At 62.7% G+C, this 22,720-nt stretch carries 25 protein-coding genes; 15 read left to right on the forward strand and 10 right to left on the reverse strand.

Features of this window, described 5'->3' with window-relative positions:
* Nucleotides 1-338: 338 nt before the first annotated feature.
* The gene (locus NE851_RS16210; RefSeq protein WP_168333964.1) at nt 339-1,157 is read left to right on the forward strand and encodes a sugar phosphate isomerase/epimerase family protein; all 819 of its coding nucleotides are present in this window, start codon (nt 339-341) and stop codon (nt 1,155-1,157) included.
* A gap of 67 nt (nt 1,158-1,224) precedes the next feature.
* On the opposite strand, the gene NE851_RS16215 is transcribed toward NE851_RS16210, so the two are convergent.
* Entirely contained in the window at nt 1,225-2,268 is a 1,044-nt protein-coding gene (locus NE851_RS16215) for a zinc-dependent alcohol dehydrogenase family protein (RefSeq protein ID WP_025554528.1), read from the reverse strand.
* Nucleotides 2,269-2,517: 249 nt separating this feature from the next.
* Between NE851_RS16215 and NE851_RS16220 the strand changes: the two genes are divergently transcribed.
* Nucleotides 2,518-3,405, forward strand: a complete 888-nt coding sequence (locus NE851_RS16220; RefSeq protein ID WP_047614241.1) for a branched-chain amino acid aminotransferase — start codon at nt 2,518-2,520, stop codon at nt 3,403-3,405.
* Nucleotides 3,406-3,551: 146 nt separating this feature from the next.
* On the opposite strand, the gene NE851_RS16225 is transcribed toward NE851_RS16220, so the two are convergent.
* Complete coding sequence (locus NE851_RS16225) at nt 3,552-4,454, reverse strand: LysR family transcriptional regulator (protein ID WP_254961531.1); 903 nt, start codon at nt 4,452-4,454, stop codon at nt 3,552-3,554.
* 138 nt (nt 4,455-4,592) lie between these two features.
* On the opposite strand from NE851_RS16225, the gene NE851_RS16230 reads away from it, so the two are divergent.
* The 4 genes from NE851_RS16230 (at nt 4,593) to nadE (ending at nt 9,773) form a co-directional block, all read left to right on the forward strand.
* Nucleotides 4,593-5,864, forward strand: coding sequence for an HlyD family secretion protein (locus NE851_RS16230; RefSeq protein ID WP_254961533.1), 1,272 nt, complete (start codon nt 4,593-4,595; stop codon nt 5,862-5,864).
* A gap of 78 nt (nt 5,865-5,942) precedes the next feature.
* Nucleotides 5,943-7,562 (forward strand): MDR family MFS transporter, encoded by a 1,620-nt coding sequence (locus NE851_RS16235; protein WP_184390598.1) that lies wholly within the window; start codon nt 5,943-5,945, stop codon nt 7,560-7,562.
* Between the two features lie 31 nt (nt 7,563-7,593).
* Nucleotides 7,594-8,799: an adenylate/guanylate cyclase domain-containing protein gene (locus NE851_RS16240; RefSeq protein WP_254961535.1), complete on the forward strand. Its 1,206-nt coding sequence runs from the start codon at nt 7,594-7,596 to the stop codon at nt 8,797-8,799.
* Nucleotides 8,800-8,939: 140 nt separating this feature from the next.
* Nucleotides 8,940-9,773: an NAD(+) synthase gene (gene nadE, locus NE851_RS16245; protein ID WP_047614250.1), complete on the forward strand. Its 834-nt coding sequence runs from the start codon at nt 8,940-8,942 to the stop codon at nt 9,771-9,773.
* Between the two features lie 35 nt (nt 9,774-9,808).
* Here the strand turns inward: nadE and gstA are convergent, their stop codons facing one another.
* Nucleotides 9,809-10,492 (reverse strand): glutathione transferase GstA, encoded by a 684-nt coding sequence (gstA, locus tag NE851_RS16250; RefSeq protein WP_097542722.1) that lies wholly within the window; start codon nt 10,490-10,492, stop codon nt 9,809-9,811.
* 115 nt (nt 10,493-10,607) lie between these two features.
* Here gstA and NE851_RS16255 point away from each other — a divergent pair, with 115 nt between their 5' ends.
* Nucleotides 10,608-11,222 carry a TetR/AcrR family transcriptional regulator gene (locus NE851_RS16255; RefSeq protein ID WP_047614252.1) on the forward strand — a complete coding sequence of 205 codons (615 nt, stop codon included), beginning with the start codon at nt 10,608-10,610 and terminating at the stop codon, nt 11,220-11,222.
* On the opposite strand, the gene NE851_RS16260 is transcribed toward NE851_RS16255, so the two are convergent.
* A complete protein-coding gene (locus NE851_RS16260; RefSeq protein ID WP_254962435.1) occupies nt 11,219-12,454 on the reverse strand; it encodes a multidrug efflux MFS transporter in 1,236 nt (411 codons plus the stop codon). The two genes, NE851_RS16255 and NE851_RS16260, sit on opposite strands and share 4 nt — an antisense overlap.
* Nucleotides 12,455-12,785: 331 nt before the next feature.
* Between NE851_RS16260 and NE851_RS16265 the strand changes: the two genes are divergently transcribed.
* The gene (locus tag NE851_RS16265) at nt 12,786-13,109 is read left to right on the forward strand and encodes a nuclear transport factor 2 family protein (protein WP_254961549.1); all 324 of its coding nucleotides are present in this window, start codon (nt 12,786-12,788) and stop codon (nt 13,107-13,109) included.
* A 6-nt stretch (nt 13,110-13,115) separates the two neighbouring features.
* Here NE851_RS16265 and NE851_RS16270 read toward each other — a convergent pair whose 3' ends face one another.
* From NE851_RS16270 to NE851_RS16280, 3 genes are all read right to left on the reverse strand, one after another.
* Complete coding sequence (locus tag NE851_RS16270) at nt 13,116-13,847, reverse strand: sulfite exporter TauE/SafE family protein (RefSeq protein ID WP_025570126.1); 732 nt, start codon at nt 13,845-13,847, stop codon at nt 13,116-13,118.
* Nucleotides 13,848-13,925: 78 nt separating this feature from the next.
* Nucleotides 13,926-14,579, reverse strand: a complete 654-nt coding sequence (locus NE851_RS16275; protein ID WP_183909301.1) for a class I SAM-dependent methyltransferase — start codon at nt 14,577-14,579, stop codon at nt 13,926-13,928.
* A 208-nt stretch (nt 14,580-14,787) separates the two neighbouring features.
* Entirely contained in the window at nt 14,788-15,114 is a 327-nt protein-coding gene (locus NE851_RS16280) for a hypothetical protein (RefSeq protein WP_025570130.1), read from the reverse strand.
* 212 nt (nt 15,115-15,326) lie between these two features.
* On the opposite strand from NE851_RS16280, the gene NE851_RS16285 reads away from it, so the two are divergent.
* The gene (locus NE851_RS16285) at nt 15,327-15,929 is read left to right on the forward strand and encodes a superoxide dismutase (RefSeq protein WP_008528928.1); all 603 of its coding nucleotides are present in this window, start codon (nt 15,327-15,329) and stop codon (nt 15,927-15,929) included.
* 138 nt (nt 15,930-16,067) lie between these two features.
* Nucleotides 16,068-16,913: a metallophosphoesterase gene (locus NE851_RS16290; protein WP_025570133.1), complete on the forward strand. Its 846-nt coding sequence runs from the start codon at nt 16,068-16,070 to the stop codon at nt 16,911-16,913.
* 320 nt (nt 16,914-17,233) lie between these two features.
* Here the strand turns inward: NE851_RS16290 and NE851_RS16295 are convergent, their stop codons facing one another.
* A complete protein-coding gene (locus NE851_RS16295) occupies nt 17,234-17,926 on the reverse strand; it encodes a helix-turn-helix transcriptional regulator (RefSeq protein ID WP_097542720.1) in 693 nt (230 codons plus the stop codon).
* A gap of 130 nt (nt 17,927-18,056) precedes the next feature.
* Between NE851_RS16295 and NE851_RS16300 the strand changes: the two genes are divergently transcribed.
* The 4 genes from NE851_RS16300 (at nt 18,057) to NE851_RS16315 (ending at nt 20,687) form a co-directional block, all read left to right on the forward strand.
* Entirely contained in the window at nt 18,057-18,692 is a 636-nt protein-coding gene (locus NE851_RS16300; RefSeq protein WP_183909303.1) for a LysE family translocator, read from the forward strand.
* Nucleotides 18,693-18,823: 131 nt separating this feature from the next.
* Nucleotides 18,824-19,264 carry a c-type cytochrome gene (locus NE851_RS16305; protein WP_025570139.1) on the forward strand — a complete coding sequence of 147 codons (441 nt, stop codon included), beginning with the start codon at nt 18,824-18,826 and terminating at the stop codon, nt 19,262-19,264.
* 134 nt (nt 19,265-19,398) lie between these two features.
* A complete protein-coding gene (locus NE851_RS16310) occupies nt 19,399-20,313 on the forward strand; it encodes a cytochrome c (RefSeq protein ID WP_047614262.1) in 915 nt (304 codons plus the stop codon).
* Nucleotides 20,314-20,447: 134 nt separating this feature from the next.
* Nucleotides 20,448-20,687, forward strand: a complete 240-nt coding sequence (locus NE851_RS16315; RefSeq protein ID WP_047614263.1) for a hypothetical protein — start codon at nt 20,448-20,450, stop codon at nt 20,685-20,687.
* A 73-nt stretch (nt 20,688-20,760) separates the two neighbouring features.
* Here NE851_RS16315 and NE851_RS16320 read toward each other — a convergent pair whose 3' ends face one another.
* Both NE851_RS16320 and NE851_RS16325 read right to left on the reverse strand, forming a co-directional pair.
* Nucleotides 20,761-21,390, reverse strand: a complete 630-nt coding sequence (locus tag NE851_RS16320; RefSeq protein WP_025570145.1) for a glutathione S-transferase family protein — start codon at nt 21,388-21,390, stop codon at nt 20,761-20,763.
* A gap of 188 nt (nt 21,391-21,578) precedes the next feature.
* Nucleotides 21,579-22,073 carry a GNAT family N-acetyltransferase gene (locus tag NE851_RS16325; RefSeq protein ID WP_254961567.1) on the reverse strand — a complete coding sequence of 165 codons (495 nt, stop codon included), beginning with the start codon at nt 22,071-22,073 and terminating at the stop codon, nt 21,579-21,581.
* Nucleotides 22,074-22,429: 356 nt separating this feature from the next.
* On the opposite strand from NE851_RS16325, the gene dmeR reads away from it, so the two are divergent.
* Nucleotides 22,430-22,702 carry a Ni(II)/Co(II)-sensing transcriptional repressor DmeR gene (gene dmeR / locus NE851_RS16330; protein ID WP_025570150.1) on the forward strand — a complete coding sequence of 91 codons (273 nt, stop codon included), beginning with the start codon at nt 22,430-22,432 and terminating at the stop codon, nt 22,700-22,702.
* Nucleotides 22,703-22,720: the final 18 nt, after the last annotated feature.

The raw sequence follows: 22,720 nt of genomic DNA on the forward strand, positions 1-22,720 counted from the left end.
AGTGCAGCTCGTGCGCCTGGAGCAATTCCAGGAAAAGTGCGAACCGGTTTTCCGTCCGGAATTGCGCAAAAACAAAAGGATAGAGCGGTTCTGCGCTTCCGTTAAAAGCTGAACCGCTCTAGCCATCACGAGTAGTCGGCGCTGATATCGGTACGGCGGGTCGTTTCCGCAAGGCCCGAAAATGCCGCACCAGCTGTGCGGAAATGACTGAAGCCGGAAGGTTTCGAGTCTGCCTGTCTGTAATACCGCCGACACAGAAGGGGCGCATAGAACGCGGCGGCCGTTCTTGACCGTTCTTCCATTTTCACATTGATCATTCCAATTGATGGAGCGCATCCATGTCTTCTCTTCCCGTCGTCGGCGCCGCCATGACGCTCGATGAAGTCGAGCTTCACCGCGACTGGCTTTTCGAAAAATCCCGCGATCTCGAATTGCAGAGCTTCATCGATGCCGAGGTTCTCAACGGCGACTGGGCGCCGCTTGCCGCCCGCACCAGGCGGCTTCTCGACGGCCACAGCGGCCGCCTCGGCATTCACGGCCCGTTCTGGGGCTTCACCATCGCCTCGGAAGATCCCGATATCCGCGCCATCGTCACAAGGCGCCTGCTGCAGGGTCTCGATGTCTGCGCCGCCATCGGCGCCACCCATATGGTCATCCACAGCCCCTACACCTCCTGGTCTTACAACAATCTCGACGACAATGCCGGCGCCCGCGAAGCCTTGGTCGAGCGCACGCACGTGACCCTGCGCGACGCCGTCCGGCGCGCCGAGGATATCGGCTGCACCATGGTCATCGAGAACATCGAGGATAAGGATCCGCATATTCGCGTGGCGCTGGCCGAGAGCTTCCAATCGCCCGCGGTCGCCGTCTCGATCGATACCGGGCACGCCCATTATGCCCATGGCTATACCGGTGCTCCGCCGGTCGATTACTACGTCAAGGCCGCCGGCAATCGCCTGCAGCATGTCCACCTGCAGGATGCCGACGGATATGCCGATCGCCACTGGAGCCTCGGCGAAGGCTCGATCCACTGGCACGCCGTCTTTAGGGCACTTGCCAGGCTCGACAGCAATCCGCGCCTCATCATCGAGATCAAGGACAAGTCGAAAATCCCGGCTTCATCAGCTTTTCTCGCCTCGATTGGCGTAGCCCAATAGGGTCTTGTTGCTCGCCCCGCCCTCCCTCAGTCCGGGGCTCGTCACGGGCGGGGAGGGTGGAATTCCCTCATGAAAACCGGGTAATCACGCTGATTCCGGTGGCCTCCGCCTTGTCGAGCGCCATCAGCGCCGGCACGGCCTCTTCGAGGCTGACCCGCCGTCCGATCAGCTTCTGCGGCGCGATCTTGCCGGCCGAAAGCATCGACAGCATGGCGTCGTAACGCCAGGCCTGCATGCCGTGGCTACCGTAGATTTCCAGCTCGTGGCCGATGACCTGCGCCATTGGAATCTGCGGTGTTGCCTGTTCACCGAGCATCAGCCCCACCTGCACATGCCGTCCGCGCCGGCGCAGGTTCTTGATCGAGTTGAAGCAGGTGACAGGATGGCCGAGCGCGTCGATCGAGACATGCGCGCCGCCCTTGGTGATTTCGCGCACCGCCTCCGCCACGTCGGCGACGCCTGCTGCATTGACCGTCGCCACTGCCCCGCAATCCCGCGCAAAGGCGAGCTTCTCCTCGGATATGTCGATGCCGATCGCATTCGCCCCGAGGGCGGTGGCGATCATGATCGCCGACAGGCCGACGCCGCCGCAGCCATGCACGGCGATCCATTCGCCGGGCCCGGTGCGGGCCTGGTCGGCGACGGCGCGAAACGAGGTGGCGAAGCGGCAGCCGAGGCTTGCGGCCGTCGCATCGTCGATCGTATCGGGCAGGTGCACCAGATTGGTGTCGGCATAATCGATCGCCACATATTCGGCGAAGGAGCCCCAATGGGTGAAGCCCGGCTGGAACTGGTTCGGGCAGACCTGCTGGTTGCCGGAATGGCATTCGCTGCAATGGCCGCAGCCGGAAACGAAAGGCACTGTCACCCGGTCGCCGACCTTGAAACGCATCACGCCGCGGCCGGTGGCGACGATGCGCCCGGCAAGCTCGTGTCCCGGCACATGCGGCAGGCGGATATCGGGATCGTGTCCCATCCAGCCGTGCCAGTCGCTGCGGCAGAGCCCGCTTGCGCCGACCGCAATAACAACGCCGTCCTCGGTCGGCGTCGGGTCGGGCAGGGTGCGGATTTCGGGCGCCTGTTCGAAGGCTTCGTAGAACATGGCTTTCATCGGCGTCTTCCCTTGCTGCGTATCCGCTGTTGCACCCCATCATCGCATGCTGCAGCCAGCCATTCCAACATTCCATTCCATCATTTTTGCTGATGCACCCATCGATGAAGCCGCTGTTGCTGCGCACGAATATTGCGGCATGATCGCATCCTTCGGCATTTTCTTGCTTCCGTGTTTCCGAGCGGGATTTGTCCTTGACCCGGCTTGCCGCGGAGGTTTTTGCTTTGCCGGCTTTATAGGGAGGGCAGCATGGCCGTCGATACATCACCCCGTTCAACCACCTGGACCCATGTCGATGGAGAATGGCTCCCCGGCAATCCGCCGCTGATCGGGCCGACCTCGCATGCCATGTGGCTGGGTTCCACGGTCTTCGACGGCGCCCGCTGGTTCGATGGTATCGCGCCGGATCTCGACCTGCACTGCCAGCGCATCAACCGCTCGGCGCTGGCCATGGGCCTGAAGCCGGTGAAGTCGGCCGAGGAGATCGCCGCACTCGCCTGGGAAGGCGTTGCGAAATTCGATGGCGCCACGGCGATTTACATCAAGCCGATGTATTGGGGCGAACATGGTTCGCCCGGCAGCGTCGTTTCCGTCGACGCGGAATCGACCCGCTTCGCGCTCTGCCTGTTCGAGGCGCCGATGGGCGGCCATGGCGGCACCAGCCTCACCGTCTCGCCCTATCGCCGCCCGTCGCCGGAAACGGCGATGACCGAGGCGAAGACCGGCTCGCTCTATCCGAACAGCGGCCGCATGATCGCCGAGGCGCGCAGCCGCGGTTTCGACAATGCGCTGGTGCGCGACCTGAACGGCAACGTCGTCGAAACCGCCTCATCGAACGTCTTCATGGTGCGCGACGGCGTGGTGATGACGCCGGCCGCCAACCGCACCTTCCTCGCCGGCATCACCCGCGCGCGGGTCATCGGCCTGCTGCGCCAGGCCGGTTTCGACGTCGTGGAAGCAGCGCTCTCCGTCGAGGATTTCCTCGCAGCCGACGAGATCTTCACCACCGGCAACTACTCCAAAGTCGTCGGCGTCACCCGCCTCGACGACCGCAATTTTCAGGAAGGCCCGTTCACCCGCAAGGCGCTGGAGCTTTATATGGACTGGGCCTACGGCCGCAGCGAAAGCGAGGAGTGAGCAGCGGTTCGGCGCAGCCGAAGCAATCGATCCAGTGAATCGATTGCAGCAGCGAACGCCCGGAGCGCAAGCGCAGGGCAGGGGGTGCCACCCACACCCGAGCCCGCTCGCAAAAAAAAGAGCAGGCCTACCCCCGGGCAGGCCCCTCACGTCATCCACTTCCGATGCTCGGCAAATCTCTCCACCAAGAGATCAATGAACAGCCGCACCTTCGTCGGCAGATGGCTGCGGTTGGGATAGACGGCGTTGATGTTAAATTCCACCGGCCGGTAGTCCGGCATGATCTTCACCAGCCGCCCTTCGGCGATGTCGTCGAACACCACGAAGCTCGGCGCCAGGAAGATGCCCCGCCCGCTCAGCGTCAGGAAGCGCAGCATCTCGGCGCTGTTGGAGACGACGTTGCCGGCGATCTTGACGCTCTCCGCGTTGCCCGCACCATCCTCGAAGCGCCATTCGTCGCCATAGGGATAATAGGCATATTGCAGGCAATTGTGCTCCGCGACCTCCGCCGGCTTCTTCGGCATCGGATGAGTCTCGAAATAGGCCGGCGAGCAGACGAGCATATGGCGCCAGGGCGTCAGCTTGCGGGCAACGAGCGAGGAATCCGGCGGCGGTACGGTGCGCATCACCAGGTCGTAGCCGTCCTCGATCATGTCGACCATCCGCTCGCCGACGCTGAAATCGAGTGAGATCGACGGATAGAGCTCCATATATTCGCTGACGACGGGCAGCAGGAAACGCACGATGGCGCTGCTGGTATAGACCCTCAGCGTGCCGCGCGGCGTCGAGCTCAGCGCGCCGGCCGTCCGGTCCGCCTCCTCAAGTTCGGCCAGGATCTGCGACGAGCGTTCGTAGTAATATTTGCCGGTTTCGGTCAGGCTGACCTTGCGTGTCGTGCGGTTGAGCAGTCGCACGCCGAGCCGATCCTCCAGCGATTGCACGTGATTGCCGACCATGGTGACCGACATGTTGAGCCGGCGCGCCGCGGCGGAAAAACCGCCGCATTCCACCACCCAGCCAAAGACTGTGAGGCTTGTCAGCCGATCCATATTGCCCTCGGATTATCCGCTGAGAGTTGATGATCCTTCCCGATTTAAACAGATTATCAAAATAAATGTCAGGGCGCATTTTTCTTCGCATCGAACATGGCCTCTCACAGAGGAGGCCAACGGTGAAGGAGAATGACGATGGTCGAGTTACCCCAGAGGCAAGTTTTCGAAACTTCCAGGCAGGCCGAGCAGATCCTGGCCGAGGAAGCTGCCAGGACGCCCACTGCCGAGGCGCCGCCCATGCCGGCCGCCGAAGCACCGGTCGCGGCTGCTTCCGGAAAGACTGGCCGAGGGATCGTCAAGCGCGCCGTGCTTGCCGCCGCGCTGCTTGCCGGCGTCGCTTTCGCGGGTGATTTCGGCTACCGGTACTGGACGGTCGGCCGCTTCATCGAATCCACCGATGATGCCTATGTGAAGGCCGATTACACCACTGTCGCCCCGAAGGTCGCCGGCTATATCAGGGAAGTGCTGGTCAGCGACAATGACCAGGTCAAAGCCGGTCAGGTTCTCGCCCGCATCGACGACCGCGACTTCCAGGCTGCCCTGTCGCAGGCGAGAGCCGATGTGAAGGCGGCCGAAGCCGCCATCGCCAATATCGATGCCCAGATCGCCTTGCAGCAGTCGGTGATCGAGCAGGCGAGGGCGACGATCGACGCCTCGCAGGCCTCGCTGGATTTTGCCGTGTCGGACGCCGCCCGCTCGGCCCGCCTCATCACCAACGGCGCCGGCACTCAGTCCCGTGCCGAGCAGACCCAGTCGGCCAGGGAACAGGCCGCTGCCGCCGTCGAGCGCGACCGGGCAGCCCTCGTTGCAGCTCAAAACAAGGTGCCGGTGCTGCAAACCCAGCGCGAACAGTCGGTTGCCCAGCGCGACCGCGCCGCCGCCGCCGCCCAGCAGGCGGAGCTCAACCTCTCCTATACGGACATCGTCGCCGCCGTCGACGGCACGGTTGGCGCCCGCTCGATCCGCGTCGGCCAATATGTCAATTCGGGCACGCAACTGATGGCGGTCGTGCCGCTGCATGCGGTCTATGTCGTCGCCAATTTCAAGGAAACGCAGCTGACCTATATCAGCCCCGGCCAGCCGGTCGAGATCAAGGTCGACAGCTTTCCCGACATCTCGATCAAGGGGCATGTCGACAGCGTTTCGCCGGCAAGCGGCCTGGAATTCTCGCTGCTGCCGCCGGATAATGCTACCGGCAACTTCACCAAGATCGTCCAGCGCATCCCGGTCAAGATCGTCATCGACGATGAGCCTCTGAGCGGCCTGTTGCGTTCGGGCATGTCGGTCGAGCCCGAAATCGATACCAAGGCTGCCCAGACCCAAGCTGCCGAAACCAAGCCTGCCCAAGCCAGGGCTGGCCAGGTCTCCGGGGCAGCGGAAGAAGGATTGTCCAGCCACGAAGGTTGATCCTTCTCTTCTCTGCCGAATGATCACCCGAACCCCGTCATGAGAAAGTTTCCCGCGAGAGCTGGAAGGAGATAAGCCATGGCCACTCTTCAGATCGCCGCAAACGGCAATGCGCTTGCGCGCCCCGCCGCCGCAGCGCCCGTGGCGCCTGCCGCCATGAGCCCGCTTCGCATGTGGGCAGCCGTTGTCGGCTCGACACTCGGCGCCTTCATGGCCGTCCTCAACATCCAGATCGTCAATGCCTCGCTCGCCGATATCCAGGGCGCGATCGGCGCCGGCACCGATGACGGCGGCTGGATCTCGACGTCCTATCTGATCGCCGAAATCGTCGTCATCCCCTTGAGCGCCTGGCTGGCGCGCGTCTTCTCGGTCCGCAACTATCTGCTCACCAACGCCATCCTCTTCCTCGTCTTCTCCGTCGCCTGCGCCTTCGCGGCCAATTTGCAGCAGATGATTATCCTGCGCGCCATACAGGGCTTTTCCGGCGGCGTGCTGATCCCGATGGCCTTCACCATCATCATCACGCTGCTGCCCAAGGCCAAGCAGCCGATCGGTCTTGCGCTCTTTGCCCTGTCGGCCACCTTTGCGCCGGCGATCGGCCCGACGATCGGCGGTTACCTCACCGAGAACTGGGGCTGGGAACATATCTTCTACGTCAACCTGGTGCCCGGCGCGCTGATGGTCGGCCTGCTCTGGGCCTCGCTCGACCGTGCGCCGATGAACCTGAAGCTGCTCGCCAAGGGTGACTGGCCTGGTATCATCACCATGGCGATCGGCCTCGCAGCCCTGCAGACCGTGCTGGAAGAGGGCAACAAGGAAGACTGGTTCGGCTCCGATTTCATAGTCCGCCTGTCGGTTATCGCCGCCGTCTCGCTGACGCTGTTCCTGATCATCGAGCTGAAGACCGCCACTCCGCTGCTGAACCTCCGCCTGCTGGTCCGCCGCAATTTCGGTTTCGGCATCGTCGCCAATTTCCTGCTCGGCATTGCGCTTTACGGCTCGGTCTTCGTGCTGCCGATCTATCTGACCCGCATCCAGGGCTATAATTCCGAGCAGATCGGCATGGTTCTCGCCTGGACGGGCATCCCACAACTGCTGCTGATCCCGCTGGTGCCGCGCCTGATGAAGCGCTTCGATGTGCGCCTGCTGATCGTCGTCGGCTTTGCTCTCTTCGCCGCCTCGAACTTCATGAACGTGCACATGACCGGCGATTATGCGAGCGACCAGCTCTTCTGGCCGAACATCGTCCGCGCCATTGGCCAGGCGCTGGTCTTCACGCCGCTTTCGGCAATCGCCACAGCAGGCATCGAGCAGGAGAATGCCGGTTCGGCGTCGGCACTCTTCAACATGATGCGCAATCTCGGCGGTGCCGTCGGCATCGCCTCGCTGCAGACCTTCCTGTCGAAGCGCGAACAGTTCCACTCGAACATCCTGACCAATTCGGTCTCGGTCTTCGAGGAGGCCACCCGCGATCGCATCGCGGGGCTGACCGGCTACTTCATGAGCCATGGGGTCAGCGATCAGGCGCTCGCCGGCCACAAGGCCGTCGTCGCCATCGCACTCAAGATACGCAAGCAGGCCAATATCATGGCCTTCAGCGACACCTTCTTCCTGCTCGGCGTCGCGCTCGTCGTCGCCCTGCTGGCAAGCCTGCTTCTCAGAAAACCCGGTCAACTCTCCGGCGGCGGCGCTCACTAGCGCTCCGCCTTCCCTTAAGGAGGAGAAAGCCATGACATCAGCGATCTACGTTCCCGATACCGACAGGCTGCAAACGAAGACCGCCGGCCATGCCGTCAGCGCCGCCGCACTTCTGTCGATCATCGAATGGCTTTCCGGCGATGAATGCCACGCGCTCGACGAAGCGGGCCTCGTCTCCGGCCTCGGCCGCAGGCTCCAGGCGCTCGGCCTGCCTATCGACCGGTTGACCCTGCATCTGATGACGCTGCATCCCGAGTTCATCGGCCGCACCATCGCCTGGGCGCCGGGCGAGCCGGTCGAGATCCACGACCGGGAACACGGCGCCCGCGTCGCCATCGCCAATACGCCGCTGCGCAAGGTCATGGAGACCCGGGAGCCGCTGGTCGTCGATACCGGCGAAAGCGTGCATGGCCGCTGGCAGCATATCGATGTCTTCGCCGATCGCGGCCTGATGCAGCTCGTCATCGCGCCGCTCTGCAACGTCGACGGCCCGGTCAGCGCCGCCGTCTTCGGCACCAGGCGGCCTGGCGGCTTCACCGCCCCGGAGCGTCAGGTGATCGAGCGCATCCTGCCGGCGCTGCGCAACACCAGCGAGCTGCGCATTCTGCGCCAGGTCGAACTCAGCCTGCTCGATACCTATATCGGCCCGCTGACGGCAAGCCGCATCCTGGCCGGCCGCATCCGCCGCGACGAGATCGAATCGATGGAGGCGGCACTGCTGCTCTGCGATCTCAGAGGCTTTACCGAACTGTCGAACCGTCTGCCCGGCAGCACCGTGCTCGGCCTGCTCAATGCCTATTTCGACAGGATCGTGCCGGCCATCACCCGAGAAGGCGGCGAGGTGCTGAAGTTCATGGGCGATGGCGTGCTTGCCTTCTTCCCGGGTTACGATGCCGCCCATTCCTGCGGCGCCGCCCTGGCATCGGCCCGCGCCATCCTCGAGGAGATCGACCATTTTCAATATGAGGGCATCGGCGTGAAGGCCGGCATTGCCCTGCATTACGGCGAGGTCAGCTACGGCAATGTCGGCTCCGGCCGTCGCCTCGACTTCACCCTGATCGGCGGCGACGTCAATCTTGTCAGCCGCATCCAGACCGCCTGCAGCGAGTTGGGAGAGGCCTTGCTGATGTCGGCACCGTTCCGTCAGGAGGCCGGGGCAGGGGATGTGGTGTCCGCCGGGGCGCACAGGCTGAAGGGTTTTGCGGATCCGGTGGAGCTGTTCACGATCGTGCGGTAGGTGCGAACCCAGCCCGGAGATACTGCGCCCCAACGCCCCACTTGCATAAAATGCATGGCAGCTCTGCCCGAAACGGTTTCGTCCTCCCCCATCTTTTCGCCATAGTGGCGCCGAAATTCCGTAAGTGGGAGGAGAGGCTTATGACGGTGCTGTTCGACGAACAAGGCGAGATCATCCGCGAACTGGGTGTTGCCGCCGACATCGACCCTGAGCACGAGATCGAACGGCGGACCGCGTTCCTCAAGGATTATCTCGTCGCCTCGGGCATGCGCGGCTACGTCCTCGGCATCAGCGGCGGCGTCGATTCGCTGACGGCGGCGCTGCTGGCTCAGAAGGCGGTGCGCGAGCTGCGGGACAGCGGCCACACCGCCGAATTCATCGCCGTGCGCCTGCCCTACGGCGTCCAGGCAGATGAGGCCGATGCGGTGAGGGCGCTGGAAACGATCGGCGCCGACCGCTCGATGGTGGTCAACATCAAGGAGCCGGCCGATGCGATGCTTGCCGCCGCGCTAAATGGCGGCCTCGCCTTCGCCGATGCCGGCCGGCAGGATTTCATCCTCGGCAACATCAAGGCCCGTCAGCGGATGATCGCCCAATTCGCCCTGGCCGGCGCCCTTGGTGGCCTCGTCATCGGCACCGATCACGCGGCCGAGGCGGTCATGGGCTTCTTCACGAAGTTCGGCGATGGCGCCGCCGATATCCTGCCGCTCGCCGGCCTCAACAAGCGCCGCGTCCGTCTGCTGGCAAAGCGCCTCGGCGCCCCGGACGAGCTGGTGTTCAAGGTGCCGACGGCCGATCTCGAGAGCGAGCGCCCATTGCGCCCCGATGAAGAAGCCTATGGCGTCAGCTATGACGAGATCGACGATTTCCTCGAAGGCAGGCCGGTCGGCGAGATCGCCCGCCGCCGCATCCTCGCCGCCTATCGTGCCACCGGCCACAAGCGTGCCCTGCCGGTCGCCGTCAACGCCGTCTGATACCCCTCGGAGTCGCGGTGTGGCCGACCTCGTGTTTACGGCCTGACCGGCGAGCCGGTCCGTCCTGATGAGGCGAGATAGGCGTGTGGCGCAAAATAGACGCCGTCGGCATCGAAGGCCTCGAGATCTTCGGCCTGCAGCGCCTCGCGCACCTTCGGTCGAGCCGCCACGCGGGCCATGAAGCCGTGCAGTGCCGGCCATTGCTTGAGATCGATGTTGGTCCAAGGCGACCAGTTCAGGCAGACGAAGAGATAGGCATCCGCCACCGTAAACGCATCGCCGGTGAGATAGGGTCCGGCAAGACGGCCGTTCAGCCAGGCGAGTCGCTTCGATATCAGCGCGCGGATCTCCTCGTGAACGCTGGAATAAATCGGATTGAAGAGCAACACCATCGGCTTGTGCAGCTCGGCAGTGATGAAGTTGAGATAGGATTGCACCTCGTTGCGGCGGATGTTGCCGACCTCAGGCAACAGGGCTGCTCCTTCGGGCACGCTGTCGGCGAGGAACTGTACGATCGCCGGCCCCTCGGTCAACACCTTGCCATCGTCGAGCATCAGCGCCGGCACATAGCCGTTGCCGTTGATGGCTAGATAATCCTCGCCGTTGCTCGTCCGATGGGTCTGCCGGTCGACCTGGACGAGTTCGATATCGAGCCCCAGCTCCCGGCAGATGATGTGCGGCGAAAGCGAACAGGCCGCGGCGTGCATATAGAGTTTCATTGCGGTTTCCTCTCTTTGGGGAGGCAGGTGATGCCGCCCGCGATAGCATTGCACATTTGTACTGTTTCGCATAAAATAAACTTCGTCAAGAATTTAATGCGAAACGGTACAAAATATGAAGGACGAGAAGAAGCGCGGCCGCCCGAGGGGCTTCGACCCCAAGGCGGCGCTTGGCAAGGCGCGGGATGTGTTCTGGGACAGGGGTTTTGCCGCCGCCTCGCTCGACAATCTGAGCGCTGCGACCAACCTCAACCGCCCGAGCCTCTACGGCGCCTTCGGTGACAAGGAGGATCTCTATCTCGATACGCTGGAGGGGTATCGGCAGGACGGCATGGACGTGCTGATTGAGGCGCTCGACCCGTCACTGCCGCTTCGCGACAATATCGCCCGCGTCTATGCGGGTGCGCTGGCGATCTATCTGCACGGTGAAACCGCCGCCCGCGGCTGCCTGCTGATCGGCACGGCATCGGCCGAAGCGGTCCAGCATGAGCGGGTCCGCGAAGTGCTCGGCCGCAGCCTCAACGATTTCGACGACGAGATCGAAAAGCGCATGCGCCTTGCCGTGGAAAGGGGCGAGCTTCCCCGAAGCGCCGATCCGCAGATGCTTGCAAGGCTCGCCTCCGCCGTCATGCATTCGCTCGCCGTCCGCGCCCGCGCCGGCGACAGCCGCGAGACGCTGGAAGCGATCGCCCGGTCAGGCATCGAGATGATCTGCGGGAGCGCGCCTTAGCCGGATGTCTGCCGATCCCGCGGCCGCACGACCCAGGCATAGGCAGCGCCGGCGACAAGCAGCACGGAGGTGCCGAGGAAAACCGCCCGCATGCCGATATGGCCGCCGACGAAGCCGCCAAGGATGGGACCGGCGACTTGGCCGACATATTGCGAGGAGATGGAAAGCCCGAGAATGCTGCCGGCCGCACTGTCCGGCACGCTGTGGCGGATGACGGCGGCGATGCAGGGCAGAAGCCCGCCAAGTGCTGCGCCCATCAGAAAACGCAGGATGATCAACTGCCAGGAGCTGGTGACGAAGGCCTGTGGGATCAACAGCAGCCCGGCGACGGCGAGGGCGCCTGAAATCACCGGCCAATGGCCGATCCTGTCTGCAAGCTTGCCGAGCCACGAGGCCGAGAGAATGCTGCCGAGGGCGGCGGCCGACATGACGACGCCCGATACGATCGTCACCTGGGCTTCTACGGCCACCAGCTGCGCGACATAGACGGTGATGATCGGCTCGATCGACATATTGGCAAACATCAACAGCATGCCGGTTGCCAGCATGGCGACGACAGGCCGCTTGTCGGCAATGGATTTCCAGCCGCCGCTGGCCTTGGCGGCCTGCTTGCGGGCCGGCGATTTCTCCTCCTTGATCAGCAGGGCCGTGGCGAGAAAGGCGAGGAAGATCATGCCGCCGGCGGCGAGAAACGTGCCGCGGATGCCGATGATCGGCGGGAGCGCCCCGCCGAGCAGCGGCCCGACGAGATTGCCGGCCATGATGCCGGAGGAGAGCACGCCGAGCGCCCAGGCCGAACGGTCCTTCGGCGTCTGCGTCGCCACCAGCACCATAGAGCCGGAGGAGTACCCGCCGGCAAGCCCGACGAAGAGGCGCAGCGCCACCAACTGCCAGACATTGCCGGCCATGCCCATCAGCGCGATCGCCACCGTCATGCCGAAACTGGCGCGCACCAGCATCAGCTTGCGGCCATAGATATCGCCGAGCCGCCCCCAGAGCGGCGCGACGAGGGCGGCGGCAAAGAAGGTGGCGCCATAGGCGATGCCCGACCATTGCACGATCGCCGCATGGTCGCTGACGCCGAGTTCCTCGACATAGAGCGGCAGAAAGGGAAGCAGCAGCGTCATCGCCACGATCGTGGTGAAGGAGCCGATCAGCGAGATCACCAGGTTGCGCTTCCAGTAGATCGAGCCCGGCCTGGCGCTGGCAGCTTCCAATTGCGTATCGGTCATTCTTTCGGCCTCGGCATTGATCGCGCGGCGAAGTTCCGCCCGCCCGATGAAACGATGTACCCCTTGCCGCGGCGAGGAGATCGACGCGGGTAAAACTGTCCTGAGATCGAGCTTTTCGAGGTCGAGCGCACGGGCCTGGCGGAGCATGCGCTCGTCGTTCCAGGGCGGGCACGCGCTGATATAACCGCCTTGTCGCCCGTCCTTCAAGACGGCGTTTGCGCATCGGTGGCCTGTCTTTGGGAAATTATCGCCGTAAGCTGGACCCGTTCCGGCAAAAGTGTTAGAACGTGACTGATTGCATGATGCAATCAGTCACGCCGAGGAGATTGCCATGAGCGACATGCGCACATCCCGAGAACAGACCGTCCGCCATCTCTACGCCGCCTATCTCGACGACCGCAAGGATATGGTCGGCGCCATCTTGACGGAGGATTTCACCTTCTCCAGTCCGCGCGACGACCACATCGACCGAGCGACGTATTTCGAGCGCTGCTGGCCGAAGGAGCCGGTCTTCCGCGACTTTCACATCGAATTCCTGGCGATTGACGGCGACGAGGCGGTTGTCCGCTACCGCGCCGAAAAATTGGACGGTGGCAGTTTCCGTACCATCGAGAGCTTTCCCTCCGTGGATGTCTATTTCGGCCGGAATCTGTAACCCCTTTTACAGGATCCGCATCGCCGACGTGCCGATGATGATCATCGAGACAGCCACCATCAACGGCCGCACCGGCAGCCTCTTGACCAGGATCGCGCCGAAGGGGGCAGCGATGACACCGCCGATGATCAGGCCGATCGCCGAATCGAGCTCCGACCAGCCGAGCGTCAGGACGAAGGTCAGGGAAATCGTCAGCGTCACTGCGAATTCGGTGAAGTTGGTCGAGCCGATCACCCGCTTCAGGTCATGGCCGCGGCTGACGAGCGAACTGGTGACGATCGGCCCCCATCCGCCGCCGCCGATCGCATCGAGCAGGCCACCGAAAAGCCCGACCGGCGGCACGATCCAGTCGCGAACATCCCGCTTCGGCGGCGGCCGGAAGGCTTTGTAGAGAATCACCAGCCCGATCACGATCAGATAGGCCGACACGAAAGGCTCGATCGCCTTGCCGTCGACATTGGCAAGCAGATAGGCCCCCATCGCACCGCCGAGCATGCCGGCCGGGGCGAGCCGCGCCACCAGGCGCCAGTCGACATTGCGATGATAGGCATGTGAGAGGCCCGAGGCGGCGGTCGTGAACATTTCCGCCACATGCGTCATCGCGCTGGCATTGGCCACCGGTACCCCGAAGGCGAGAAGGCTCGTCGTCGACAGCACGCCGAAGGCCATGCCGAGCGCGCCATCGACGACCTGCGCGCAGAAGCCCACGACGATGAAGAAGAAAAAATCCGATGTCATGCGGTCCCCTCAGGCGAACGGTAGTATCAGAACAAACGACGCGGGGAAAAAAGTTCCGGTCTCAGGCGGCCAATACTCTCACGCGTTAGGTTCGCGCGGTTTCAGCCGGATGATCTTGAAGAAACCGTTCGGAAAGACCGGCAGGATTTCGGCAGCGTCAAAATCGCCGCGGCGCTCGGCCCAGGCGATGATGCGGTGGATACGGAAGGCGGAGGACCAGCCGATATGACGCACCAGCGGCGCCACCGCCGTCTCGATCGCGCCCTGCAGGCCGGCGCCGTCGCCAAGCTTGCTGGCAAGGATGATCTCGCCGCCCGGCCGCAGCACCCTTGCGCATTCGTCAAGCGCACGTTCGGGCTCGGGGATGAGCGTGATGACGAAGGGCAGGCAGACCGCATCGAAAGACCGGTCGGCATAGCTCAGCGCATGCGCATCCATCACATCGAGCGCCTGTACATGCTGCAGATTTTCGCGTTTCGCCTTTTCGCGCGCCCGCGCGATCATATGTTCGGAAATGTCGATGCCGGTCACCCGGCAGCGGCGCGGGTAGTGCCCGAGCGTCAGGCCGGTGCCGACGCCGATCTCCAGAATATCGGTGCCGGCCGCGGCGGCCAGCGCCGCCAGCTTGCGGTGGCCATCGCGCAGGATGCCGCGATAGACCCGGTCATAGACCGGCGCCCAGCGCTGATAGATTTTCTGCTGATCGTCCGCCCGGTTGCGAAGCTCTGACATGCCGACACCTCCCCAGCAAGTCCAGCAAAAGTGCACAGCGGTTTTGCGTTCGGAATTGCTTAAAACAAAAGATTTGGAGCGGTTGCGCGCTTCCATGAAAAAGCTGATCCGCTCGAAAGCCCAGCCTTTCAACTCCCAAGGGTAGCCTTCGGTTCCCCAGGAATGTGACGCAGGTCACAAATTGCCATGGTGGATCACCCGCAGCAGACTATTTTGCCGGCATCAGCCCGAGCTGTTTGGCATCTAGCTCGCTGCCGATCTCGACGGTCTTCTTCTGCTTGTCGTAGACGCAGATCTGGACAATCAGCCCCTTGGCACCCTTCGGTTTGCCCGTCACCAGGGCGAGCCCGTAATGCGAGCTGCCGAAGGGATCGACAGTGGCGCTGGGCTTTTCGATCGTGACCGCTGCCTTCTTGCATTTGACTTCGACGTCGGCAGCAAGCTGCTTCCAGGCATCGTCGGAGGAGGCATGCGCCGCAGCTGGGAGCGAAAGTAGCACGGCGGCAGCGAGAAGCTGGATTATATTCCTGTTCATATCGGTCTCCGTTGATCTCCGTCACAGGCGAAGCGGTTTTCGCGGCGCGCAACCCGGGCGATTTGCCCGCGCGACTAAAGCCCCGTAACTGAGGCAAATTTTCCTCCGGCCGGTCGTTTTTTGATATTTCGCCGGTTGCCTCTCCCCCTTTCCCCTCCTATGTTCCGCCACACCTGCCGATGACGCAATCTATTGCCAAGAGGAGATCTGACATGGCTTTCGAATTGCCTGAACTTCCCTATGATTACGAAGCGCTTGCTCCCTTCATGTCGAAGGAAACGCTGGAGTTCCACCACGACAAGCACCACAAGGCCTATGTCGACAACGGCAACAAGCTCGCCGCCGAAGCCGGTCTTTCGGATCTCTCGCTCGAAGACGTCGTCAAGAAGTCTTTCGGCACCAATGCCGGCCTCTTCAACAACGCGGCCCAGCACTACAACCACATCCATTTCTGGAAGTGGATGAAGAAGGGCGGCGGCGGCAACAAGCTGCCGGGCAAGCTCGAAGCGGCCTTCACCTCCGATCTCGGCGGCTACGACAAGTTCAAGGCCGATTTCGCCAATGCCGGCGCCACCCAGTTCGGCTCCGGCTGGGCCTGGGTTTCCGTCAAGAACGGCAAGCTCGAGATCTCCAAGACCCCGAACGGCGAAAATCCGCTGGTTCACGGCGCCACCCCGATCCTCGGCGTCGACGTCTGGGAGCATTCCTACTACATCGACTATCGCAACGCCCGCCCGAAATATCTCGAAGCTTTCGTCGATAGCCTGATCAACTGGGACTACGTCCTGGAACGCTACGAAGAAGCCACGAAGTAAGCGGCACCGGACTCGCCGCCATGGTGGCGATGTCGCCCGCCTCTTAGAATTCAGCACCCGGCGTCTCAGGCGCCGGGTGTTTTGTTTTCACACAAAGCCGTCACATCCCTGTCACCGACCGCTCCTAATCACGCCCCCATGTCGTCTTCCGATTCTCCCCTGTTCCGCTTCGGCATCATCGCCGATCCGCAATATGCGGCGATCGCGCCGCATATGGCCATGGATCGCCACTATGCCAACAGCCTCGCCAAGGTCGCCGAGGCGATCGAGACATTCAACGGTGAGGAACTGAGCTTCGTCATGACGCTCGGCGATGTCATCGACCGCAGCTTTTCAAGCTTCGACGATATCCTGCCGGTCTATCGGAAGCTCCGGCATGAGGCGCTCTTCCTGCTCGGCAATCATGATTTCTCGGTTTCGGCGGGGCATCTCTCCGAAGTTGCCGCGCGTCTCGGCATGCCGTCGCCCTATCACAGCTTCTTGCGCCACGGCTGGCGCTTCATCGTGCTCGACGGCAACGAGGTCAGTATCTTCGCGCCGCCCGAAGGCCATCCTCATCGCGCGTTGGCCGCCGAGATGCTGGCGGAGCTGCAGGCCAAGGGCGCGGCGAATGCCCATCGCTGGAATGCCGCGCTGAGCGACGAGCAGTTTGCCTGGCTCGGCGATGAAATCGCAAAAGCGGCCGCGGCCGGCGAGAAGGTAATCGTCATGAATCACTATCCGGTGCATCCGCCGAGCGAGCATGGCATGTGGGACAGCGAACGCATCGTCGCGCTGCTCGCCTCACGCAGCAATGTCATTGCCTATCTCAACGGCCACGACCATGTCGGCAATTACGGCATGGCCGGCGCCTGCCACTTCGTCAATTTCAAGGGCGTGGTCGACACCGAGACCAAAAACGCTTTCGCGATCGTCGAGGTCCATCCCGACCGCCTCGAAATCCGCGGCTTCGGCCGGGAAGAGAGCCGCACGCTGGCTTATTAGGTTGCTCGCTACTGTTTGATTCACGCGAGCAGCTGCCCCTCACCCTATAACCTTACCGGGGTCGAGCCACTCGTCTCGCCCCGTCCTTCGGACCCCCTTAAAAACGGGGCGAGGGGACGTGCCATGCGAGAGGCTGGCGGGGACGGAGAGGTCGCGGCATATCCCCTTCGCCCCGCCTGCGGGGGGCCGGAGGATGGGTCGAGACACGTGGCTCGATCCAAGCAGAGGTGCCGGCAGGCGGATGAGGGGCTGGTCTCGCCAACCTCATGGCCGGAATGTTAGGTGACACTGACGCCTGCTCGTACCTCAAACGCCGCGCCTCAGGCAGGAACAGCCTTCTCCGTCCAGCCGCTCGTCCACAATTCCCGCAGTCCATCGCCTTCACCCTTGAAGAAGCCATCGGCCTCCTCGCAGTGCTCCACCCGGTCACTGCGGAAATTGCGGATCGCCTGGCGCAGTTCGCACCAGGCGACGATATTGGCGGTCTGCGAATAATAGATCAGTGCGACCGGCCGGATCGTCCTTTCGCTGGCGCGGCCGAGTTCGTCGCGGTAGCCGAGCATCAGCTTGCGTTCGTCGCGGATCGCCCGGCGCACGATCGCCAGGTCCAAGCCGGCCGGCTGCGCGATCGAGCCCCAGGCATAGAGCGCCTTGTTGTCCATCGCCTGGCGCAGCGGGGCGGGCACCGCGCCTGAAATCTTCCGGTTGACCCGGCGCGCCGCCTGTTTCAGTTCCTCGTCCGCCGTCCGGTCGAGCAGCGCCAGCGACAGCACGATCGCCTCCATCTCCTCGATCGAGAACATTAAGGGCGGCAGGTCGAAGCCCGGTCGCATGATGTAGCCGATGCCGCGCCCGCCTTCGATCGGCACCCGCATCGCCTGGAGTGCGGCGATGTCGCGATAGATCGAGCGCACGGTCACTTCGAGCGTCTCGGCCATGTCAGCCGCCGTTATCGGCTTTCTTGCCAGCCGGAGGATCTGAATGATCTCGAAAAGCCGCGAGGCCTTGCGCATTTAACCTCTCCCATCCGCCACGCTCCTGACAGTACACTGTCAGTTGGGTTCCCGTATAGAGCCGCCTATCAGATTGAAATCAATCAGGGTCTTTGAAAACGGCCCGCAGAAATTCAAGGCGGTAACTGACATGAACTACCATGAAAACCTCTGGCTTTTCTTCACCCTTCTGTTCGGCATCATCATCGTGCCGGGCATGGACATGCTCTTCGTGCTCGCCAATTCGCTGACCGGCGGCGTCAGGCGTGGGCTGGCGGCAACCGGCGGCATCATGGCCGGGGGTGCGGTACATTCGGCCTATGGCGCGGCCGGCGTCGGCGTGCTCGTCACCATGCTGCCCCAGCTTTTCAACGTGCTGCTCTTTGCCGGCGTGGCCTACATGATCTGGATCGGGATTTCGCTGATCCGCAGCTCGATCACCGTCGAGGCGGTCGGGCCGGGAACGGCGCGCTCCGGCTGGCGCGCCTTCCGCCAGGGGGCCGTCACCTGTCTGGTCAACCCGAAGGCCTATATCTTCATGTTTGCCGTCTACCCGCAGTTCCTGAGACCGGAATATGGTCCGCTCTGGATACAGGGGCTGATCATGGGCGTCATGACTGTCGTCACCCAGTTCGCCATCTACGGCACACTGGCGATGACGGCCGGCCGCAGCCGCGACCTGCTCGTCGCCAACCCTGACGTCACGGCCTTTGTCGGCCGCTTCGCCGGACTGCTGCTGGTTGCGGTCTCCGCCTTCAGCCTCTGGCAGGGGTGGAAAAGCGCTTGAGCCGCTGCGGCCTATCACATTGTTTTTATGATGATCCGGCAAAACGTGACTGCCCGGACGCATGGATTTTGGCATGCTCCCGGTGCAGATTGGCCTTCGGCCACCCTGGCCGAGGAGAAATGGAGAGGAATATGAATTGGAAAGCAGTAGCTGCGGCCCTGGCGATGGCCGGCATGGCCGCCGGTTCGGTGACCGCCGCCGACGGCACTCATGATTCGCGCGTTGCGTTGATGAAGCAGATCGGCGGTTCGGCCGGGGCCTTGGCAGCCATCGCCAAGGGCACCAAGCCCTATGACGCCGAGGCAGTGAAGGCGGCGCTGACGACGATCGCCGCAACTGCCAAGGTCTTCCCCGACCAGTTCAAGCCGGGCACGGACACGAATGACGAAGGCGCGAGCCCGAAAATCTGGGAAAACATGGACGACTTCAAGGCGCGCGCCGCCAAGCTCTCCAGCGACGCTGAAACCGCGCTGGCTCAGCTTCCGGCCGATCCTGCGGCCGTCGGCGCCACGATGAACACGCTCGGCGCCAATTGCGGCGGCTGTCACAAGGCCTATCGCCTCAGCAAGTGAGCGATAGGCCATTTCATCTGGATACAGGATCCGCGCCGGCCTTGTCGCCGGCGCGGATCGCCTTATTCTCCGCCTGCGCAGATCGATCGGGGGATCGATCGACGCGGAAATCTCGGCAAAAGGGGAGGCGGCGCATGGTCCGCAGGTTCATCCGGTTATTGCTCTGTCTGATCGGCGTCGCCGTCCTCGGCGGAGGCGCCTTCTATCTCGTCACCGCACCCGATCCGCTGCCGGAAAGCCATTGGGCCAATCTCGGCGCGCCAGATACGGCAAACGGTGAGATGGTCTTCTGGGCGGGCGGCTGCGTCAGCTGTCATGCCGCACCCGGTTCCGAAGGTGATGCCAAGCTGACACTGTCAGGCGGCCTGGCGCTGAAGAGCCCTTTCGGAACCTTCCACGTGCCGAACATCTCACCCGATGAAAAGGCCGGTATCGGCGGCTGGACGCTTGCCGAGTTCGGCAATGCCATGAAGCGCGGCGTCGGCCCGGGCGGTCAGCATCTCTACCCATCCTTTCCCTATGCCTCCTATTCCCGGATGAGCGACAAGGACGTCAACGATCTCTACGCCTTCCTGAAAACCCTGCCGAAGAGCGCAAACGTCGCGCCGCCGCATGAGCTGCCGTTCCCCTTCAATATCCGGCTTGCGCTCGGCGGCTGGAAATTCCTCTATTTCAACGACCAGCCGCGCGTGGCGCTGGCAAAGAGCGACGACAAGATCAAGCGCGGGCAATATCTCGTCGAAGGTCCCGGTCATTGCGGCGAATGCCATACGCCGCGCGATGCGCTCGGCGGCTTTACGGCGGATCAATGGCTTGCCGGCGCTCCCAATCCGGAAGGCAAGGGCCGCATACCCGATATCACGCCGGCCTCCAAGAGCATCGGCGGCTGGAGCGAGGCCGATATCGCCAGCTATCTCGAAACCGGCTTCACGCCCGATTTCGATTCCGTCGGCGGCTCGATGGTCGATGTGCAGCAGAACATCGCCCATCTCCCGGCCGCCGACCGTGAGGCAATCGCCGCCTATCTGAAGGCCGTGCCGGGGCGTTAGTGGTGGGGCGAAGTCACTGCGGCCTGCAGTTGATAATATCTTTCTACGGGATATCGCTTTGCCCGGCGGCGGCAGCGCTTTCCGCTTCGATATGTCGGTGCTAAACGGCGACGTTTGTATTTCAAGGACATATCATGAAAAGATTGCTTCGCCTGCTGCTGACGATCGCACTTGCGGTCGTGATTTTCACCGGTTTCCGCTGGTATCGCTATATCACCAACACCGACAGCCCCTATGATGAAATCGGCATCACGCTCAACAATGCCATGCCCGGCCCGATCAACAGCTGGGGCTGCGCCAAGCTGAAAATCACCTTTGCCGGTTCCCTGCCGCCATACGGCTGCGCCGCCGCTGACGGGACGCAGTGGAAATAACGGTGCCAACCGGGCGAGGGCTTTCGCGCGTTCACTTGGTTGCTTGGCGCCTTCGGAAGATCCGATGCTCTGTCTACAGGGAGGTGGGACCCGGCATGAGATCATAGGGATGGCGCCAGCCAGCCATGTTTCTGATCCGATCTTTCCAGGCTGCGATAGCCGGAAAGGCGCTGTGATCGATCCCGGTTTCCTCCGGCATGAAGACGTAGCCCGCCAAAGAGAGGTCTGCGATCGTCAGCCGGTCGCCGACCACGAAGGCCCGACGCGCCAGATGTTCGTCGACGATTGCGTAGGCAGCTTTAGCCCTCAGTCTTAAAAACTCGACGACTGGCGTCTCGCCGCACTTCTGCAGGCCATACATGAACCTCAACGTCGCGTAATAGCTCGTGAATTTGTGGTTATCGAAAAGAATCCAACGCATGATGTCTCGTCGTTCTTCGGCTGTCTGCGCCCCGAAGTGCCCAGTCACCTCCGACAAATAGTCAAGGATGATCCCCGATTGGCTGATCTTCGTTTGCCCATGTTCAAGCACAGGGGCTTCGCCCTGCTCGTTTATGGTCTTTCGCCATTCTTCGGTGCGCGTTTCGCCGCCCAGATAGTCAACGAAAGTGCTCTCCCACTCGATGCCGGCAAGTGCGAAGAAGAGCGCGACCTTGTAACAGTTCCCCGAGAGAGCAAAACAATGTAGCTTGAAATCTGGCATGAAAGCTCCTCATGCAATTCGATAATTGTCGGTAGGCTGAAACCGGTTCCTGCATAAACCCGGCGGGCGCCTCGTGCCTGCCAGCCTTGAAGCGCGTCGCAATCTTTCAGATTCGTTCGTCGCGCTTTAGGGCTTTTTGTTAATGCATCCCGTTATCGCAACACCGCTCGCACCATGCCCGACGCGCTTCAGGCGATCGACTGCATGTAGCGCATGCCGGTTACCGGACGCGGGGTGAAATCCAGCTGTTCGTAGAAGCGGTGCGCCAGCACGTTTCCGGTCGCAGCACTGACGGAGAGGTAGCCGCAGCCGGCTTTGCGGGCGGTTTCGCGCGCCCGGTCGACGAGCAACTGGCCGGTGCCGTGACCGCGATGGCCGTCGCGCACGAACAGATGGTGCAGGTCCATGCCGCGCTTGCCTTCCTGCGCCCTGTAGAGCGGCACGAGAATGGCGTATCCGATCAGGCCTTCGCCGGTCTCGGCCACGAGCGCATGGATCCAGGGCAGCGGACCGAAGAGGTCGCGCTCCAGTTGCTCCGGCGTTGTCGCAGCCGCATCGCCATGATGGGCGGCGAGCAGGGCGATCATCTCGTTGAGCTCGGGCAGGTCGCGCGGCTTGGCGGCGCGGATCGTTACCACCGATGGGCGCATCAGTGAAATTTCGCTGTCTTCGATTTCGGTCATGGTCTTCGCGTCCTTTGATATTCTGCCGTCAGGACGCTGCCGATACAACAAAGCCGCCTGACGGCGGCTTGTTGACAATATGATCTTGTCCGGCCGCCCTTTACAGGTACAGCCAAAAATACGAGCGGCTCTGGTGCGCGTTTTTGATCATGGGCCATAGATCGTCGGAAACGCGGCCCTTGTCAATGGCGGATTAAGCCGCGCATTCGCTTTCATTAGAAAATGCTGTGAGGGGCTCGCGCGGCCATGATCGCATCGAATGTCGCGAGAAGGAGCGGTGCTGAACGACATCATCGGCATTGAGCTCTGGCTTTCCGCTTGATACTATACCCCCCTATGCTATATGAGAACCCACCATGTCCCACACCACCCTGCAGAAAAAGAAGCTCGTCGCCCGCATCAGCCGCCTGAAAGGGCAGATGGAGGCGGTCGAGCGTGCGCTCGAGGCTGAGCGCCCTTGCGGCGAGATCCTGCAGCTGCTCGCCTCGATCCGTGGCGCGCTGACCGGGTTGACCGGCGAGGTGCTCGACGACCACTTGCGCGAACATGTGCTGAATGCCGCCAATGATGCGGCGAGGGCCGAGGCGGTCGAGGAAATATCGGAAGTCTTGAGAATCTATATTCGCTGAATGCCGTGAAGAAGGAGC

The organism is Rhizobium anhuiense bv. trifolii, assembly GCF_024346605.1.
Lineage (GTDB): Bacteria > Pseudomonadota > Alphaproteobacteria > Rhizobiales > Rhizobiaceae > Rhizobium > Rhizobium anhuiense.

Bases quoted from the DNA above. Each gene is read 5' to 3' on its own strand.
- NE851_RS16300 (WP_183909303.1), top strand. From the start codon at position 18,057: ATGAACTACCATGAAAACCTCTGGCTTTTCTTCACCCTTCTGTTCGGC.
- NE851_RS16235 (WP_184390598.1), top strand. From the start codon at position 5,943: ATGGCCACTCTTCAGATCGCCGCAAACGGCAATGCGCTTGCGCGCCCC.
- NE851_RS16225 (WP_254961531.1), bottom strand. From the start codon at position 4,454: ATGGATCGGCTGACAAGCCTCACAGTCTTTGGCTGGGTGGTGGAATGC.
- NE851_RS16270 (WP_025570126.1), bottom strand. From the start codon at position 13,847: ATGACATCGGATTTTTTCTTCTTCATCGTCGTGGGCTTCTGCGCGCAG.
- NE851_RS16285 (WP_008528928.1), top strand. From the start codon at position 15,327: ATGGCTTTCGAATTGCCTGAACTTCCCTATGATTACGAAGCGCTTGCT.
- NE851_RS16215 (WP_025554528.1), bottom strand. From the start codon at position 2,268: ATGAAAGCCATGTTCTACGAAGCCTTCGAACAGGCGCCCGAAATCCGC.
- gstA (WP_097542722.1), bottom strand. From the start codon at position 10,492: ATGAAACTCTATATGCACGCCGCGGCCTGTTCGCTTTCGCCGCACATC.
- NE851_RS16310 (WP_047614262.1), top strand. From the start codon at position 19,399: ATGGTCCGCAGGTTCATCCGGTTATTGCTCTGTCTGATCGGCGTCGCC.
- NE851_RS16295 (WP_097542720.1), bottom strand. From the start codon at position 17,926: ATGCGCAAGGCCTCGCGGCTTTTCGAGATCATTCAGATCCTCCGGCTG.
- NE851_RS16305 (WP_025570139.1), top strand. From the start codon at position 18,824: ATGAATTGGAAAGCAGTAGCTGCGGCCCTGGCGATGGCCGGCATGGCC.
- NE851_RS16220 (WP_047614241.1), top strand. From the start codon at position 2,518: ATGGCCGTCGATACATCACCCCGTTCAACCACCTGGACCCATGTCGAT.
- NE851_RS16240 (WP_254961535.1), top strand. From the start codon at position 7,594: ATGACATCAGCGATCTACGTTCCCGATACCGACAGGCTGCAAACGAAG.
- NE851_RS16255 (WP_047614252.1), top strand. From the start codon at position 10,608: ATGAAGGACGAGAAGAAGCGCGGCCGCCCGAGGGGCTTCGACCCCAAG.
- NE851_RS16265 (WP_254961549.1), top strand. From the start codon at position 12,786: ATGAGCGACATGCGCACATCCCGAGAACAGACCGTCCGCCATCTCTAC.
- NE851_RS16275 (WP_183909301.1), bottom strand. From the start codon at position 14,579: ATGTCAGAGCTTCGCAACCGGGCGGACGATCAGCAGAAAATCTATCAG.
- nadE (WP_047614250.1), top strand. From the start codon at position 8,940: ATGACGGTGCTGTTCGACGAACAAGGCGAGATCATCCGCGAACTGGGT.
- NE851_RS16280 (WP_025570130.1), bottom strand. From the start codon at position 15,114: ATGAACAGGAATATAATCCAGCTTCTCGCTGCCGCCGTGCTACTTTCG.
- dmeR (WP_025570150.1), top strand. From the start codon at position 22,430: ATGTCCCACACCACCCTGCAGAAAAAGAAGCTCGTCGCCCGCATCAGC.
- NE851_RS16210 (WP_168333964.1), top strand. From the start codon at position 339: ATGTCTTCTCTTCCCGTCGTCGGCGCCGCCATGACGCTCGATGAAGTC.
- NE851_RS16290 (WP_025570133.1), top strand. From the start codon at position 16,068: ATGTCGTCTTCCGATTCTCCCCTGTTCCGCTTCGGCATCATCGCCGAT.
- NE851_RS16230 (WP_254961533.1), top strand. From the start codon at position 4,593: ATGGTCGAGTTACCCCAGAGGCAAGTTTTCGAAACTTCCAGGCAGGCC.
- NE851_RS16320 (WP_025570145.1), bottom strand. From the start codon at position 21,390: ATGCCAGATTTCAAGCTACATTGTTTTGCTCTCTCGGGGAACTGTTAC.
- NE851_RS16315 (WP_047614263.1), top strand. From the start codon at position 20,448: ATGAAAAGATTGCTTCGCCTGCTGCTGACGATCGCACTTGCGGTCGTG.
- NE851_RS16325 (WP_254961567.1), bottom strand. From the start codon at position 22,073: ATGACCGAAATCGAAGACAGCGAAATTTCACTGATGCGCCCATCGGTG.
- NE851_RS16260 (WP_254962435.1), bottom strand. From the start codon at position 12,454: ATGACCGATACGCAATTGGAAGCTGCCAGCGCCAGGCCGGGCTCGATC.